A 13,356-nucleotide genomic window follows, 5' to 3' on the forward strand; every position below is an offset into this window, starting at 1 on the left:
TTATAATGTGTTGGTGTAAAGACAGTTATTATTCCCTATTCTTATTGTTAATAGGGATCTTCTTTCTATGTTTAATGATTATTTTTTGATTTTTTAATTTAAAGCATTGTTTTTATGATCTTTCAGCGTATATTTTAGTCAATTAAACTATTCAGTACTTTTGTTATTAATATGGAAGGGGCTGCTTAATGGTGTTGTTAATAATATATATATGAGTTGTATACTAATGAAAACTATATTTTTCCCTTCACATTTCGGGCGTGACACACTTAATGAATTTTTTAAAGAGCTTGAAGAAAACCTCAATACACCTGAAATTTTAGTAGATTGTACAACTTTAGATTTTTCGTACCCAAGTGGAATGTTAATTGCTGGTTCTAAAATTCGAAAGTGGATAAAATATAGGAGAGGAAACGATTTAGTTACGAAAAAAAAAGGCCATGACAGCATCAAAAATGTACATGGTTATCTGCGACATTTGGGTTTTTTTGATTTTATAGGTATGGGGGAAGGGAATGAAATAGGTGCAGCTTCAGGTTCAATGACTTACTTACCAATAACTAAAATTGAAAAACCTATAGTAGATTTAAAAACGCAGAATGTTCAGAAATGGTATGAAGAAATTATTTCTCAAACCAGGCGTTTTGCTAATTTATTATCTGGAACACATGAAGATTCGGAAGAGAATAAACTTTATCATTATGCATTAAGGGAAATCGTTAGAAATGTCTTTGAACATTCTTCCACTGATGAGTGCTTTTTATGCGGTCAACGATGGGCTAATGGACGAGTTGAAGTGGCTGTTATTGATGAAGGAATCGGGATTCCTTCCTCCTTGAAACGATCTTTCCAGATTAAATCGGAAATTGAAGCATTAAGAATGGCGATAAAACCTGGTGTTTCAAGCACAACACAAATAGAAGAGTCTGATAATGTTTATGGTAACTCAGGGTTTGGACTTTATGTATTGGAGCAATTAGTTTCTTCATTTGGCTGGTTTATGCTTGGGAGCGGTAATGCCAAACTTGTGTCTCAAGGCAAAGTCATCAAAGAACAAAGGTTGAATTTTGACGGTACTTATATAGGCCTCAGGCTAAACAGGGCTCCAAGCCAATTTTCAGGAATACTTAATGATATTATTACTGAAGGTGAGTGTGTAGCTCAAGTGCATGGAATAAAAGCAGTAGCTTCAGGTATGTCTAAATTAACATAAGATATTTTAAATCAATACGATATAATAAATTATTGGCTTTCCTGGATTAACTCCTTTGGAGGTTTTTATCAACATTCAACGTTTTTCAACCTTAACTAACCTCTCTTCCCACACTATTCGCTATTATGAAAAAATTGGTGTGTTAAAGCACATCGCTAGAAATAGTAGTGGGCATCGATTTTTCACTACTAAAGATATCGAATGGATTGAATTTGTTAAACGTTTAAAAGAGATGGGGATGCCGCTGGATAATATTAAGTTGTATGCCGATCTACGAGAGCAGGGCGAGTCAACGGCAGAGCAACGAAAGCAGTTGTTGCAAGAGCATGTTGTTATCTTAGAAGAAAGAATTGCTTTAGAGGCATTGCACCTCAAGAAGATTAAAGAAAAAATCCTCTATTACGAAAACTTAAACGGTTGACTTAGAGTTTACTCTAAGGATTAACCTCTATTCATCCCATTAATAAATAGAGGTTAATATGACAACATTAAACGAGCGTTATGAAACAGGGTTAAAGAATCTAAAAATCATCGATAAAGAGGCAGGTGAAAAAGTGGTCGAGAGTTTAATTGACTGCTCACCAGACTTAGTGAAGTACATTATCGAATATGGGTTTGGTGATGTTTATAACCGTACAGAGCTAGCACTTAAGTCAAAAGAGTTAAGCGTAGTGGCTGCTCTAACCGCCATGGGAAATGCGGCACCGCAGTTAAAAGTACATATTCATGGTGCATTGAATGTCGGGGCTAATATCGCTGAAATCCAAGAAGTGATATTACAAATGTCTAGCTATGCTGGTTTCCCCGCTGCGATTAATGGCATGTTAGCGTTAAAAGAGGTAGTTACGGAACGCAAACAAGAGGGCAAGTTAGATGAAGTAGGGCTTACTCAGCCATCTTCTGTTCCTGAAGGAGCTTCACGTTATGCGCTAGGTGCGCAAAGCCTAAGTCAATTGGATGAGAATCAAGTTGAAAACTTAGAAGCGACGTTTGAAGATATCTCCCCCGATCTCGCTAGGTTAGTGATTGAATACGGTTTTGCCGATATTTTTTCAAGACCCGCTTTAGATATTCAGCATCGAGAAATGGCCACCCTCGCAGCTTTAACTGCCATGGGTACTGCTTCAGCACAGCTTAAATTTCATATTAAAGCCGCTTTACATATAGGCGTCAGCCAGATAGAGATTCGAGAAATCATGATTTTAATGAGTGTCTATTGTGGTTTCCCTGCCGCTATTAATGGCACTTTAGTTTTGAAAGAGGTGATGAGTGAAAGTAGTTCATCATAGCTAGGGCTTCTAGCATTTATTATTTAACTTCAATACAGGGGCGTTAAGAAAAGCGAATCAACACTGCTGTTTAACATAGAACTATGTTGTACTAGCGGTTTTACCTTATAAATACTCTAGTTATCTGACTTATATTTTTTGATGCAGTTAACTAGAATAAAAGCTGTTCAGGCAGTCTCCGTGTAAATATCATGATGCTAGAAGTAATAGTCATAAAAAGTGATTAAAGACATACCATTAAACTATTCAATGAGTGACTTAAAAGGGGAGAAAGTGTGTTTAACTCAAAACAAACAAAGAACGAGAAACTCTCTCAACAAAAAATTGATGCGGCTATCAAACGTCTTGAGCGTTTTAGTAAATTAACGGATAGCAGTATTCGTATCCCTTTTACCCAATTTAAAGTTGGGGTTGATGCGATCATTGGCTTAGTGCCTATTGTTGGTGATGCCATTGGTGTGCTGTTATCAAGTTATGTGTTGTTTGAAGCGCAGCGGGTGGGAGTCAGTAAAGGTATTAAATTAAAGATGATCGTTAATATATTGATCGATTTTTTTGGTGGCCTGATTCCCTTGTTTGGTGACCTTTTCGATGCCTTTTTTAAAGCCAATACGCGTAATACGGATTTATTAAAAGATTATCTAATGAAGCAAGGGAAGGTCGGTTGAGAAGTTAAGGATTCAGGTTAATTTATGTTGTTATTCATACCATTTTACGTATTGTTAAGCGTTCTCTATACATATTAATCTGAAAGGAGACCTTATGAAATTAACGCTTTATCACATGGGACATTGCCCATTCTGTAAGCGAGTCATCAAAGTTATTCAAAGCCAGAAAGTCGCGGTGACTTATAAAGATTTAGATGTACATGATAAGTTGAGAAAAGAGCTAATGGCAGGTGGCGGTAAAGTACAGGTACCTTGTTTATTGATTTATGAAAAGGGCAAAAGTGACCAGTGGCTGTATGAGTCTCAAGATATTATTCACTTTTTAAAACAACATTATTAATGTTTACAGTTGTTCTAAGCTGGTGGTTTTACCAGCTTATCTTGATTAACAAATTGCTCTGCTAATTGCTTTACCATAGTCTGGCTAATCGGGTTATGAGTATGGTTTGCCAGTAATAATACGATATCTACCGCTGGCAAAGCAGGTAAACTTGGGTCATCAATGATGATTAATGACTCTGCTTTGCTTATTTCTGCTATTGCACCTATTGCTAAATGGTTTTTTACTAGCGCATCAAGCGCACTTAAACTCGAACAACAGCCAATCACTTTAAATTGTAGCTCAGTTTTTAATAATCCTTCTATTGCGGCTTGATGAAATTTACAATCACGCATAAAAATAGCGATTGGTAAGGTCATATCTCGATGGTAACTAAACTCTTTACTTTTAACCCATACACCGCTACTTGCATGTAGGAAGTATCCTTCTTCTGAACTAGGAGAACGAGTCGCTATAATTAAATCTAGTAAGCCTTGATCTAGCTGGTTCTTTAGTTCTGTAGTTGATGCACAGGTGATTTGTAAATCTAGTTGTTCAATAAGTTGATGTAAGAGTTCGGTGATTTTGGGCAATATCGAGAGAGCATAATCATCAGGGCAACCTAGACGTATACGAACCTGGCCAGCACTTGTTTTTAATTGTTTATAAGCTTCGTCATGCAGTGCAATTAATTGTTTAGCATAGCTGGCTAACTGAATACCTGCATTAGAAAGCACAAGTTGTCGACCTTGTTTAACAAATAATGGGTTAGCAACATCCGATTCCAGTTTCTTCATCTGCATACTAACCGCTGACTGAGTCCGACAGACTTGCTGTGCGGCACGAGTAAAGCTGCCTGTATCAACAAAGGCTAAAAATGTACGAAGAGCATCAATATCCATTTACATCCTATAACATATAATACATCAGTTTAATTGATGTAATGTATGAAAAACTTTGGCGAGTATTTAATTACACCATGCTTTATATTGTTTATAACTTAATCATTTAGGAGTTGTAATGCAATTATTTATTGGTAATAAAAATTATTCTACATGGTCATTGAGAGCTTGGTATTTAATGAGTAAATTCAATGTATTATTTGATGAGACTCAGTTGGTACTTGATACACCAGACTTTTATATTGCGCTACAAAAATATTTTACAGTACAGAAAGTCCCTGCGCTGATTGATGGTGATTTAAAAGTATGGGATTCATTAGCGATTTGTGAATACATCAATGATGCTTATTTATCAGGAGCTGCATGGCCAAAAAATATTGTAAAGAGAGCCCAAGCTCGTAGTTTAAGTGCAGAGATGCATTCTGGATTTATGGCGTTAAGAAACGAAATGCCAATGAATATAAGAGCAACGCGTAAGGTTGAGTTGTCAGCGGCGGCTAAACAAGATATTGCGCGTATTGATGATATTTTTGCTAGCCAACAAGAGTTGTGCCCTAATTCATGGTTATTTGGTGAGTTTAGTATTACAGACGCAATGTATGCTCCAGTGGTATTACGTTTAAAAACATATCAAATTAGGTTATCTCCTCTGGCGGAGCAGTATTGTAAGTCTGTGATGAGTTGCCCTGTGTTGCAGGATTGGATAGCACAAGCACTCACTGAAACTGATATTGTCGAATGCGATGAAGCGGGCGTAGAGGTTTAACGCCAATAAAAAGGGGACAACATTGCGTCCCCTAGATTGGTTTAGCTAGCTAACATGGATGTGTGACTAGCATTATTTTATTAAACAACCGTGATCACGTCATCCATTGCTAAACGTGCTTTTGGTAAGCCATAGTTATAATCTTCTTCTGTTTTTGGGTAGCCGATTGCTAATGCAACTTCACAGATGTGCCCGTCTAACTCTTCTTTAAATAATTCACCGATTAAATCAGCATCTACACCTTCCATCGGTGTTGATGAAATACCCAGGCGTGGCAAAGTATGTAAGATGTTACCTAGTGCAAGGTAAACCTGTGCTTTAGTCCATGAGCCGTTAAAGCCATGTTCATCAGTATTTGAGTCTGCAAAAGCGTAAGCACCCATGAAGTTTTCGTACATTTCAGCTGGCAGGTGACCTGAACTTACTTCTGCATCGACACGTTTACGGAATTTGTCTTTAGTAAATTTAGGGTCGTAAGCAAATAAAATAGTATGTGATGCTTCTTTTGCATGTAGTTGGTTAAACTGATGCTTGTTAGCAAATGTATCATGTAAACGTTGTTTACCTTGTTCACTTTCAACAACGATGAATTTCCATGGTTGTGAGTTGATAGATGACGCAGATAGACGCAGTGCTTCTTTGATTATTTGCATATCTTCAGCTGAAATGCGTTTTGTTTGATCGTATTTTTTTGTGGTGTAACGAACGTTTAAGTCTTTAATGATTTGTTGGCTCATAATCTTATTTCCTGAATTTTTTAGTGTCTGCCGATTTTTGTCATGGGCGTAATTAGTGCAATAGGTACGCTCATTTGATGTTGGCTAGTATATTGATTTGTTATGGTTTTATAAGATTGGTAATGCTAAAAACAGTTTCTAATATTTGTTAATAATAGAGGCTCAATAGAAACTGACGCTTCAACTAATTGCAGTGGTGTAATTAACATTCGATGCGGAAAACTGGCGCGTTAGGGCGGTATCAAGTAGGTATTGTTTATGTTGAAGGTGATTGAAGCTGAGTTGAAAATGAAGATAAACTTCTTCTCCTTCGGGTATGCACGTTTCTCACGCTGAACAACAGTGGAACCACTGGGTAAACTAAGTTTTTTTAGCTAGCTTACCTATTAGGGTTACCACTAAGAAACATAATCCACCTGCTACTAAACCAACAATTCCAGTTAATAGGCTTGGTAATATTGATGCGATTAAGTCAGGAGTATTGGTAAATAAAGCTGTGATGTTATGGACCCATTCAGCAAGAAATGAGAGGTTATGCTCTATTAAACCACCGCCCACCAAGAACATTGCCACTGTACCAACGAATACTAATAATTTCATTAAGATAGGCGCAAAGGCGATTAAAGACTTCCCTACAAGAGGCAACATAGATTTTGTATTGTCTTTAGACTGGTTCATTAAATATAAGCCTAAATCATCCATTTTTACGATGGCTGCAACAAAACCATATACAAAACCGGTTAATCCTATAGATAACGCAGTTAAGGTTAAAACCTGCGCAACTAGGTCATCTGAAGGGATGGAAGCGAGCGCAATAATAATGATTTCAGCAGATAAGATAAAATCGGTACGAATTGCGCCTTTGATCTTTTTCTGCTCGACTGCCAGCAAGTCAATATTCTGATCTGCATTGGCTTGGAGGCGTTGTTGTTTTTGATGTGCTTTGTCCGCGGAAAAGAGGGAGTGTGCTATTTTTTCAAAACCTTCAAAGCATAAATATACCCCACCGATTAACAACAAAATATTAATGGCGATGGGTAAAAAGGTGCTTAATAGCAGTGCAATGGGCAGAATGATCGCTTTATTCAATAATGACCCCTTTGCCACAGCCCAAACAACAGGAATCTCTCGGTCTGCTTTAACGCCTGACACTTGTTGTGCGTTCAGGGCTAGGTCATCACCTAAAATGCCGGCTGTTTTTTTGGCCGCTACTTTGCTCATTGACGCAACATCATCTAACACAGTGACAATGTCATCTAATAAAATTAATAAGCTAGCCATAGCGTGACCTCTTGATTGAGCGGGTGATTGAATTAATGTTAATTTAGCGTTTCTTTTCTTCTTTCATTTGCCAATCTTCTAGTTCTACTAAAATTGATAGCGCCCCTTGACCACCAAACTCTAAAGGGGCTTGGTGAAAAGCTAAAATATCAGGGTGTTGTGCTAGCCAAAGTGGTACTTGTTTTTTGAGTACATGTTTCCCCATGCCATGCACCACACTACAACAATATAACCCTTCTTTTTTACAACAGTTAATCAAGGCAGCAAGCTCACTTTTTGCTTCTTGTTGCGTTAAACCATGTAAGTCAAGAATGATCTCTGGTGTGAAGTCACCACGACGTAATTGCTTAACTAAATACTTTTCTGCATCACTTCGGCTATAACGAACGGGACCTTCACTTGGCAGTAATGGTTCATAGGCATCAGAGAAATGGCTTTGTTCAAAGTTTTGTTCACGTTTTTCTTTAATGACCGCTTTATTCTTAATGTTTTTCGGGGGCAATTTTATGGTATCCTGTTGCAATTTTTTGATACCAGCAAATTCTGCGCTAAACAGCGAAAAATCATCATCATTATTATAATCGGTCATGGTTTTTCCTAAACTAGGTAGTTGAATGAGCGAAGTTTACCTTAAGTGGAGAATAAATTGGATACGATTTTTAGTGATGAAGCGGTTGATGAGTTAGTAACCATTCAAGATATATTACGTTGGGCTGTGACAGAGTTTAATCGTGCTGGATTATTTTTTGGTCACGGTACTGATAATGCTTGGGATGAAGCCGTACAACTAATCTTGCCGTCATTAAACCTTGAGTTACAAAGTAATATCTCAATCTTACAGTCACGTCTAACACAACGTGAACGTAAAATGTTGGTTGAATTAATTGTGACACGTATTGAACAGCGTATTCCTGTACCGTACTTAACTAATAGTGCATGGTTTGCGGGATTAGAGTTTTATGTTGATGAACGTACCTTAGTGCCACGCTCTCCAATTGCAGAGTTGATTGAAACTAAGTTTGAACCTTGGGTTCAAACGTCGCCAAAACGCATTCTTGATTTATGTACTGGTAGTGGTTGTATTGCGATTGCTTGTGCTTATGCTTTTCCTGATGCAGAAGTGGATGCAGTTGATCTATCTGAAGATGCATTAGAAGTCGCTGATATTAATATCCAGAATCACGGTTTGTCTCAACAAGTATTCCCTATTCAATCAGATCTATTTAGTGGCGTTGAAAATGAGAAGTACGACTTGATTGTATCTAATCCGCCTTATGTTGATGCGGAAGATATGGCAAACTTACCGGAAGAATATAAACATGAACCTGAGTTAGGATTAGCTTGTGGTGATGATGGGCTGGACTTAGTACGTGAAATGTTGCGTCAAGCAGGTTCAATGTTAAATGATGATGGTGTGTTATTTGTAGAAGTAGGAAACTCTCAAGTGCACTTACAAGCTGCTTACCCAGAGATCCCATTCCAATGGATTGAATTTTCAATCGGTGGACATGGTGTATTTGCTCTAACTAAAGCACAGCTTGATAACATTAGCATTTAATTAACATCTATTTTGAAATTTATTAAAGTGAGAAATTAACAATGGCAGGAAGCAGTATTGGTCAAGTGTTTAAAGTGACAACCTTCGGTGAAAGCCATGGTGTGGCGTTAGGTTGCATCATTGATGGTATTCCACCTAATTTAGCGATCACTGAAGAAGATTTACAACATGATTTAGACCGCCGTCGTCCGGGACAATCACGTTATACAACCATGCGTCAAGAAGGTGACCAAGTTAAGATTTTATCGGGTGTATTTGAAGGTAAAACAACGGGTTGTAGTATTGGTTTGATCATTGAAAATACCGATCAACGTTCTAAAGACTATTCAGCGATTAAAGACTTGTTCCGTCCTGGTCATGCTGATTACACTTACCATCAAAAATATGGACACCGCGATTATCGAGGTGGTGGTCGTTCTTCTGCACGTGAAACCGCAATGCGTGTGGCAGCAGGAGCAATTGCAAAGAAATACTTGAAAGAGCAGTTTGGTATTGAGATCCGTGGTTACTTAAGCCAAATGGGCGATATCACGCCTGATACTATTGATTGGAACGAAGTAGAAAACAATCCTTTCTTCTTCCCTGATACGAGTAAGTTAACTGCTCTAGAAGATTGCGTGAAAGCCTTGATTAAAGAAGGTAATTCGATTGGTGCTAAGGTAACCGTGGTTGCTTCTGGTGTGCCAGTTGGTCTAGGTGAACCTGTATTTGATCGCTTGGATGCTGAATTAGCACACTCTTTAATGAGCATTAATGCAGTTAAAGGTGTGGAAATTGGTGATGGTTTTGAAGTGGCAAACCAAAAAGGCACTGAGCATCGTGATGAAATGACACCTGAAGGCTTTTTATCAAACCATGCTGGTGGTGTACTGGGCGGTATTTCAACTGGCCAAGATATTGTTGCGTCAATTGCATTAAAACCAACGTCTAGTTTGACTATTCCTGGTCGCACTATTACGACTGATGGTGAAGCAACAGAGATGATCACAAAAGGTCGTCATGATCCATGTGTTGGTATTCGTGCTGTGCCTATTGCAGAAGCGCAAATAGCGATCACATTACTTGACCATGTATTACGCCATCGAGCTCAAAATTTACATGTAACAACCAATACACCTCACTTAAAATAATCTACATTTAGTAAATGAAAACGAGTTACTGTTATTTAAAAACCGATGTTTAACCACATCGGTTTTTTTGTTTTTCACTAAATACTTATAAGTTTGAGTCGAAGCTATATAGAGCAAAATAGTTGGGTTAGTTGTGTTTAAACAGAACTATGTTGTTATCTATCTCGTTAACTAGTTTATTGTCTTTATCAGGGTAATCAAATTGACTGAGTAAGTGGCGGATAGCATGTATACGAGCACGGCGTTTATCGTTTGAATTAATAGTGATCCAAGGTGTGGATTTTTTATCGGTAAACTTAAACATATCATCTCGCGCAGTGGCATATTCATCCCATTTTTCAAGCGCTTCGAAATCCATTGGACTAAGTTTCCATTGTTTTAATGGGCTACTCATGCGTTCATGAAAACGGCGCAGTTGTTCTAATTTTTCAACGGTAAACCAAAACTTTACTAATACAATATCGGACTCTACTAGCATGCTTTCAAGTAACGGTGCTTGTTGGTAAAAACGTGCTAAATCATCTTTAGAGCTAAAGTTCATGACGCGTTCTACCCCCGCACGGTTATACCATGAACGGTCAAAAAATACGATTTCACCTGCGCTTGGGAAGTGGTCAATATAACGTTGGAAATACCATTGTCCTTGTTCTCGGTCACTGGGTTTATCCAAAGCAATAACCTTTGCATGACGAGGGTTTAAATATTCTGTGAAACGTTTAATAGCACCACCTTTACCAGCAGCATCTCTGCCTTCACAAATCACCACTAAACGTTTACCACTATTTAATAGGTAATCTTGTAGTTTCACCAACTCGATTTGTAATTTGGCTAAGCTAGTTTCATATTCTTTTTTATTAAGACGTTCTGAATAGGTAAAAGTACCTTCTTGATGAAGTAATTTGAGACTTTCTTTGGTGGATAACAATGGTGTGGTTTTACCTGCTTTAATGGCTTGGTAATACAGCGTGCAAGCTTGTTTAACATTGGTTATTTTGTTAGCGCTTGATTGTTCCTGTTTCATGTTGACGCTCCATCTATTTTAAGATTCAAGATAATGGGTCATGCTATTAGAGATATTGTTTAAATTGTACAATCTTTCCCTGTTCAGTAATTTCTATCTGCTCGGCTTCTAATAAGGTCTTTTGTCTAATAAATGCATCACCCTTTAAAGAAATTTTTCCTTGTGAATTCACCACGCGATACCAAGGTAAACGGGTGTCTTTAGGAAGTTTTGCTAATATTTTGCCTACATGACGAGAATGTGCTGGGAATCCTGCTTGGCTAGCAAGTTGCCCATAGGTGGTTAATTTCCCTTTTTCTAAATAAGATAGAATGGTAAAAATATTTTGTGCAAATTCATCCATCAATCGGTTTCCGTATATCTTTGATTTCTTAGCCGGTTATTTGATCAAACAAGGCTGTTTTATATTACTTAACGTGTAATATATATTAAATATTAATCTCATCATTAACTTGTCAACGGAAAAAACATGAATATCCGTGGTTTACTTATTATTACTTTCTGCTTAATTGTCATAATACCTATGACTCTTTTTTGGGCATGGCCTTATTCAAAAGCGTTAGATCTTGAAATTCAAGAAGTGAATGAAAAACATTTAGTGATCGCTAAGAACCTTTCTACTGCTTTTGAGCGATACTATCAAGATATATTAGGTGTTTTTTCTATATTAGAAACGGGTTCTCAAAAACAAGTCACTTCACCTGAATTTAATGCTTTATTAAAAAGTTTTCAGTTCCTTGAAGTGGCTGCCATTGCTGAAAATGGCGAACTGCAAACCTGTATTTTTAGTCACCATGACCAGTGTCAGCCTGTAACTGATAAAGCCATTTTATCCTTAGCTAAGAGTACGTTAGGAGAAGAGGATATTCGTATTTCTACGGTGACAGAAGCCCCTAATATTGACGCTAATCCGCTACTGTTAGTGGTTAAAAAGCTAGGAAATCAGATTTTATTGGGTTACCTGTCTACAGAATACATTATCAAAATGGGAAAACGGGTCTCCTTTGGTGAAAAAGGTCATGCTGCGATTGTTGATCAAGCTGGTCAGGCTTTAGCTCACCCTTTAGCTTCTTGGATAAAAACTAGAAAGGATATGAGTAAAATCAGCGCTGTACAAAAAATGCTAGCTGGTAAAACCGGGGTTGATAAATTTTACTCGCCTGCTTTGAAAGGGGATATGATTGCGGGTTATACCAATGTGCCCGGCGCTGGGTGGGGAGTGATGGTGCCACAACCTATTCAAGAGTTAGAAGGTAGAGCTGTTGAGATAGATAAAGCAGCAATCATGGTGATGTTGATAGGGGTGGGTTTAGCGTGTTTATTTGCTATTCCTGTTTCTTTGTTGATTATTAAACCATTGGAAAATCTATCAAAAATTATCAATTCAATTAAAAGAGGTGAAAGTAAAGTTAATTTAGCATTTTCCTTTTCTAAGGCTGTCCCAAAAGAGATCTATGCACTAAAAATGCAGTTTGCTCATATGATGGAAACGATTGAAGCAAAAGAAAGCGTGATTGCCAAACTCGCCTATTTTGATTCGAATACTGGCCTACCCAACCGCAATCACTTTTATCGTTTGTCTCATAAAGCATTAGCTAAAATGATCAAATACAATCAAAAGGGCGCTTTAGTTTTTATTGATTTTGATGGGTTTAAAGAGGTTAACGACACCTATGGGCACAAAGTGGGGGACGAACTATTGTACTTATTCGGACAACGCCTTACTCACTATTTTGCTATCAATGATTTAACTAAAACTGAATTAGCTTTTTATGACTCTTTACCTAAGGTTATTCCTGCTAGGTTAGGGGGAGATGAGTTTGTTATTTTATTGCAAGATGTGAAGGATAAACAGCACGTTTCTTCGGTTATTAAAGATTTACTGGATATTGTTTTTGATGAATACAAAATGAATCAACACCTTAATTTGAAGGTGACAGGTAGTGCTGGAGTAGCATTATTTCCTGAAGATGGCCAAGAATATGACCAGTTAATGAGAGCCGCAGATTTAGCTATGTATGATGCAAAATCAGCAGGAAAAAATACACTTTGCTTTACTAAACCATTAAAGTAATAAAAAACTAACCTAAAGTTTTTTATATTTAGGTGGTTATTTATTACTAGGTAAACTAATCACTTTTCTTGGTTTTAGCTAAACAGTACCGAGCAGCGTAGTAAACAATTTAACTCCCATGATAAAATATCTTAGCGGAGAAATGCCATCTGAAGGTGTGCTGAAAATTCTAGAGTTACAGCTTTTATAATGAAATTAATAATTTAACTAATACCTGCCTTGCTAGATATCTTTTTTGATAGTTATTTTTAAAGTCTGGTTTAATTACAAACGCCTCAAAAATAGATGGCTATTTAGTTGTTATTTATGAGCTTATTAGTGTTGAGTTATCTACTAAAGCACAGATAATAAATAAAATGCGTTATTGAATTTATTTAAATAACAACACTTAAACCGGA

14 protein-coding genes and 2 pseudogenes are annotated in these 13,356 nt (G+C 37.2%); 10 read left to right on the forward strand and 6 right to left on the reverse strand.

Features of this window, described 5'->3' with window-relative positions; all coding sequences use genetic code 11:
* Positions 1-226: 226 nt before the first annotated feature.
* The 6 genes and pseudogenes from AC0L3W_RS02395 (at position 227) to AC0L3W_RS02420 (ending at position 3,510) form a co-directional block, all read left to right on the forward strand.
* Complete coding sequence (locus AC0L3W_RS02395) at positions 227-1,213, forward strand: ATP-binding protein (RefSeq protein ID WP_409439761.1); 987 nt, start codon at positions 227-229, stop codon at positions 1,211-1,213.
* 55 nt (positions 1,214-1,268) lie between these two features.
* Entirely contained in the window at positions 1,269-1,634 is a 366-nt protein-coding gene (locus AC0L3W_RS02400; RefSeq protein WP_290038560.1) for a MerR family transcriptional regulator, read from the forward strand.
* Between the two features lie 58 nt (positions 1,635-1,692).
* Positions 1,693-2,070, forward strand: a pseudogene (locus AC0L3W_RS02405) (carboxymuconolactone decarboxylase family protein); the annotation flags it as partial.
* Positions 2,071-2,229: 159 nt separating this feature from the next.
* A pseudogene (locus AC0L3W_RS02410) lies at positions 2,230-2,502 on the forward strand (carboxymuconolactone decarboxylase family protein); the annotation flags it as partial.
* Positions 2,503-2,777: 275 nt separating this feature from the next.
* Positions 2,778-3,170, forward strand: a complete 393-nt coding sequence (locus AC0L3W_RS02415; RefSeq protein WP_290038559.1) for a DUF4112 domain-containing protein — start codon at positions 2,778-2,780, stop codon at positions 3,168-3,170.
* Positions 3,171-3,264: 94 nt separating this feature from the next.
* Entirely contained in the window at positions 3,265-3,510 is a 246-nt protein-coding gene (locus AC0L3W_RS02420; protein WP_409439760.1) for a glutaredoxin family protein, read from the forward strand.
* 14 nt (positions 3,511-3,524) lie between these two features.
* Here the strand turns inward: AC0L3W_RS02420 and AC0L3W_RS02425 are convergent, their stop codons facing one another.
* Positions 3,525-4,391, reverse strand: a complete 867-nt coding sequence (locus AC0L3W_RS02425) for a LysR family transcriptional regulator (RefSeq protein WP_409439759.1) — start codon at positions 4,389-4,391, stop codon at positions 3,525-3,527.
* Between the two features lie 118 nt (positions 4,392-4,509).
* On the opposite strand from AC0L3W_RS02425, the gene AC0L3W_RS02430 reads away from it, so the two are divergent.
* Positions 4,510-5,157: a glutathione S-transferase family protein gene (locus tag AC0L3W_RS02430; RefSeq protein ID WP_409439758.1), complete on the forward strand. Its 648-nt coding sequence runs from the start codon at positions 4,510-4,512 to the stop codon at positions 5,155-5,157.
* A gap of 80 nt (positions 5,158-5,237) precedes the next feature.
* Here the strand turns inward: AC0L3W_RS02430 and AC0L3W_RS02435 are convergent, their stop codons facing one another.
* From AC0L3W_RS02435 to smrB, 3 genes are all read right to left on the reverse strand, one after another.
* Positions 5,238-5,894: a nitroreductase family protein gene (locus AC0L3W_RS02435; protein ID WP_409439757.1), complete on the reverse strand. Its 657-nt coding sequence runs from the start codon at positions 5,892-5,894 to the stop codon at positions 5,238-5,240.
* A gap of 360 nt (positions 5,895-6,254) precedes the next feature.
* Positions 6,255-7,175 (reverse strand): DUF808 domain-containing protein, encoded by a 921-nt coding sequence (locus AC0L3W_RS02440; RefSeq protein ID WP_409439756.1) that lies wholly within the window; start codon positions 7,173-7,175, stop codon positions 6,255-6,257.
* Between the two features lie 43 nt (positions 7,176-7,218).
* Positions 7,219-7,764: an endonuclease SmrB gene (gene smrB / locus AC0L3W_RS02445; RefSeq protein WP_290038549.1), complete on the reverse strand. Its 546-nt coding sequence runs from the start codon at positions 7,762-7,764 to the stop codon at positions 7,219-7,221.
* A 57-nt stretch (positions 7,765-7,821) separates the two neighbouring features.
* Between smrB and prmB the strand changes: the two genes are divergently transcribed.
* Entirely contained in the window at positions 7,822-8,733 is a 912-nt protein-coding gene (prmB, locus tag AC0L3W_RS02450) for a 50S ribosomal protein L3 N(5)-glutamine methyltransferase (protein ID WP_290038547.1), read from the forward strand.
* 41 nt (positions 8,734-8,774) lie between these two features.
* Entirely contained in the window at positions 8,775-9,863 is a 1,089-nt protein-coding gene (aroC, locus tag AC0L3W_RS02455) for a chorismate synthase (protein WP_409439755.1), read from the forward strand.
* A 127-nt stretch (positions 9,864-9,990) separates the two neighbouring features.
* Here the strand turns inward: aroC and ppk2 are convergent, their stop codons facing one another.
* Both ppk2 and AC0L3W_RS02465 read right to left on the reverse strand, forming a co-directional pair.
* On the reverse strand, positions 9,991-10,884 hold the full coding sequence (gene ppk2 / locus AC0L3W_RS02460; RefSeq protein ID WP_409439754.1) for a polyphosphate kinase 2: 894 nt from the start codon (positions 10,882-10,884) through the stop codon (positions 9,991-9,993).
* Between the two features lie 46 nt (positions 10,885-10,930).
* A complete protein-coding gene (locus AC0L3W_RS02465) occupies positions 10,931-11,227 on the reverse strand; it encodes an MGMT family protein (protein ID WP_409440429.1) in 297 nt (98 codons plus the stop codon).
* A gap of 126 nt (positions 11,228-11,353) precedes the next feature.
* Between AC0L3W_RS02465 and AC0L3W_RS02470 the strand changes: the two genes are divergently transcribed.
* The gene (locus tag AC0L3W_RS02470) at positions 11,354-12,958 is read left to right on the forward strand and encodes a sensor domain-containing diguanylate cyclase (protein ID WP_409439753.1); all 1,605 of its coding nucleotides are present in this window, start codon (positions 11,354-11,356) and stop codon (positions 12,956-12,958) included.
* Positions 12,959-13,356: the final 398 nt, after the last annotated feature.

The organism is Psychromonas sp. KJ10-5 (genome assembly GCF_055808325.1).

Bases quoted from the DNA above. Each gene is read 5' to 3' on its own strand.
- AC0L3W_RS02435 (WP_409439757.1), bottom strand. From the start codon at position 5,894: ATGAGCCAACAAATCATTAAAGACTTAAACGTTCGTTACACCACAAAA.
- AC0L3W_RS02425 (WP_409439759.1), bottom strand. From the start codon at position 4,391: ATGGATATTGATGCTCTTCGTACATTTTTAGCCTTTGTTGATACAGGC.
- AC0L3W_RS02440 (WP_409439756.1), bottom strand. From the start codon at position 7,175: ATGGCTAGCTTATTAATTTTATTAGATGACATTGTCACTGTGTTAGAT.
- AC0L3W_RS02465 (WP_409440429.1), bottom strand. From the start codon at position 11,227: ATGGATGAATTTGCACAAAATATTTTTACCATTCTATCTTATTTAGAA.
- AC0L3W_RS02430 (WP_409439758.1), top strand. From the start codon at position 4,510: ATGCAATTATTTATTGGTAATAAAAATTATTCTACATGGTCATTGAGA.
- AC0L3W_RS02420 (WP_409439760.1), top strand. From the start codon at position 3,265: ATGAAATTAACGCTTTATCACATGGGACATTGCCCATTCTGTAAGCGA.
- AC0L3W_RS02395 (WP_409439761.1), top strand. From the start codon at position 227: ATGAAAACTATATTTTTCCCTTCACATTTCGGGCGTGACACACTTAAT.
- smrB (WP_290038549.1), bottom strand. From the start codon at position 7,764: ATGACCGATTATAATAATGATGATGATTTTTCGCTGTTTAGCGCAGAA.
- aroC (WP_409439755.1), top strand. From the start codon at position 8,775: ATGGCAGGAAGCAGTATTGGTCAAGTGTTTAAAGTGACAACCTTCGGT.
- ppk2 (WP_409439754.1), bottom strand. From the start codon at position 10,884: ATGAAACAGGAACAATCAAGCGCTAACAAAATAACCAATGTTAAACAA.
- AC0L3W_RS02470 (WP_409439753.1), top strand. From the start codon at position 11,354: ATGAATATCCGTGGTTTACTTATTATTACTTTCTGCTTAATTGTCATA.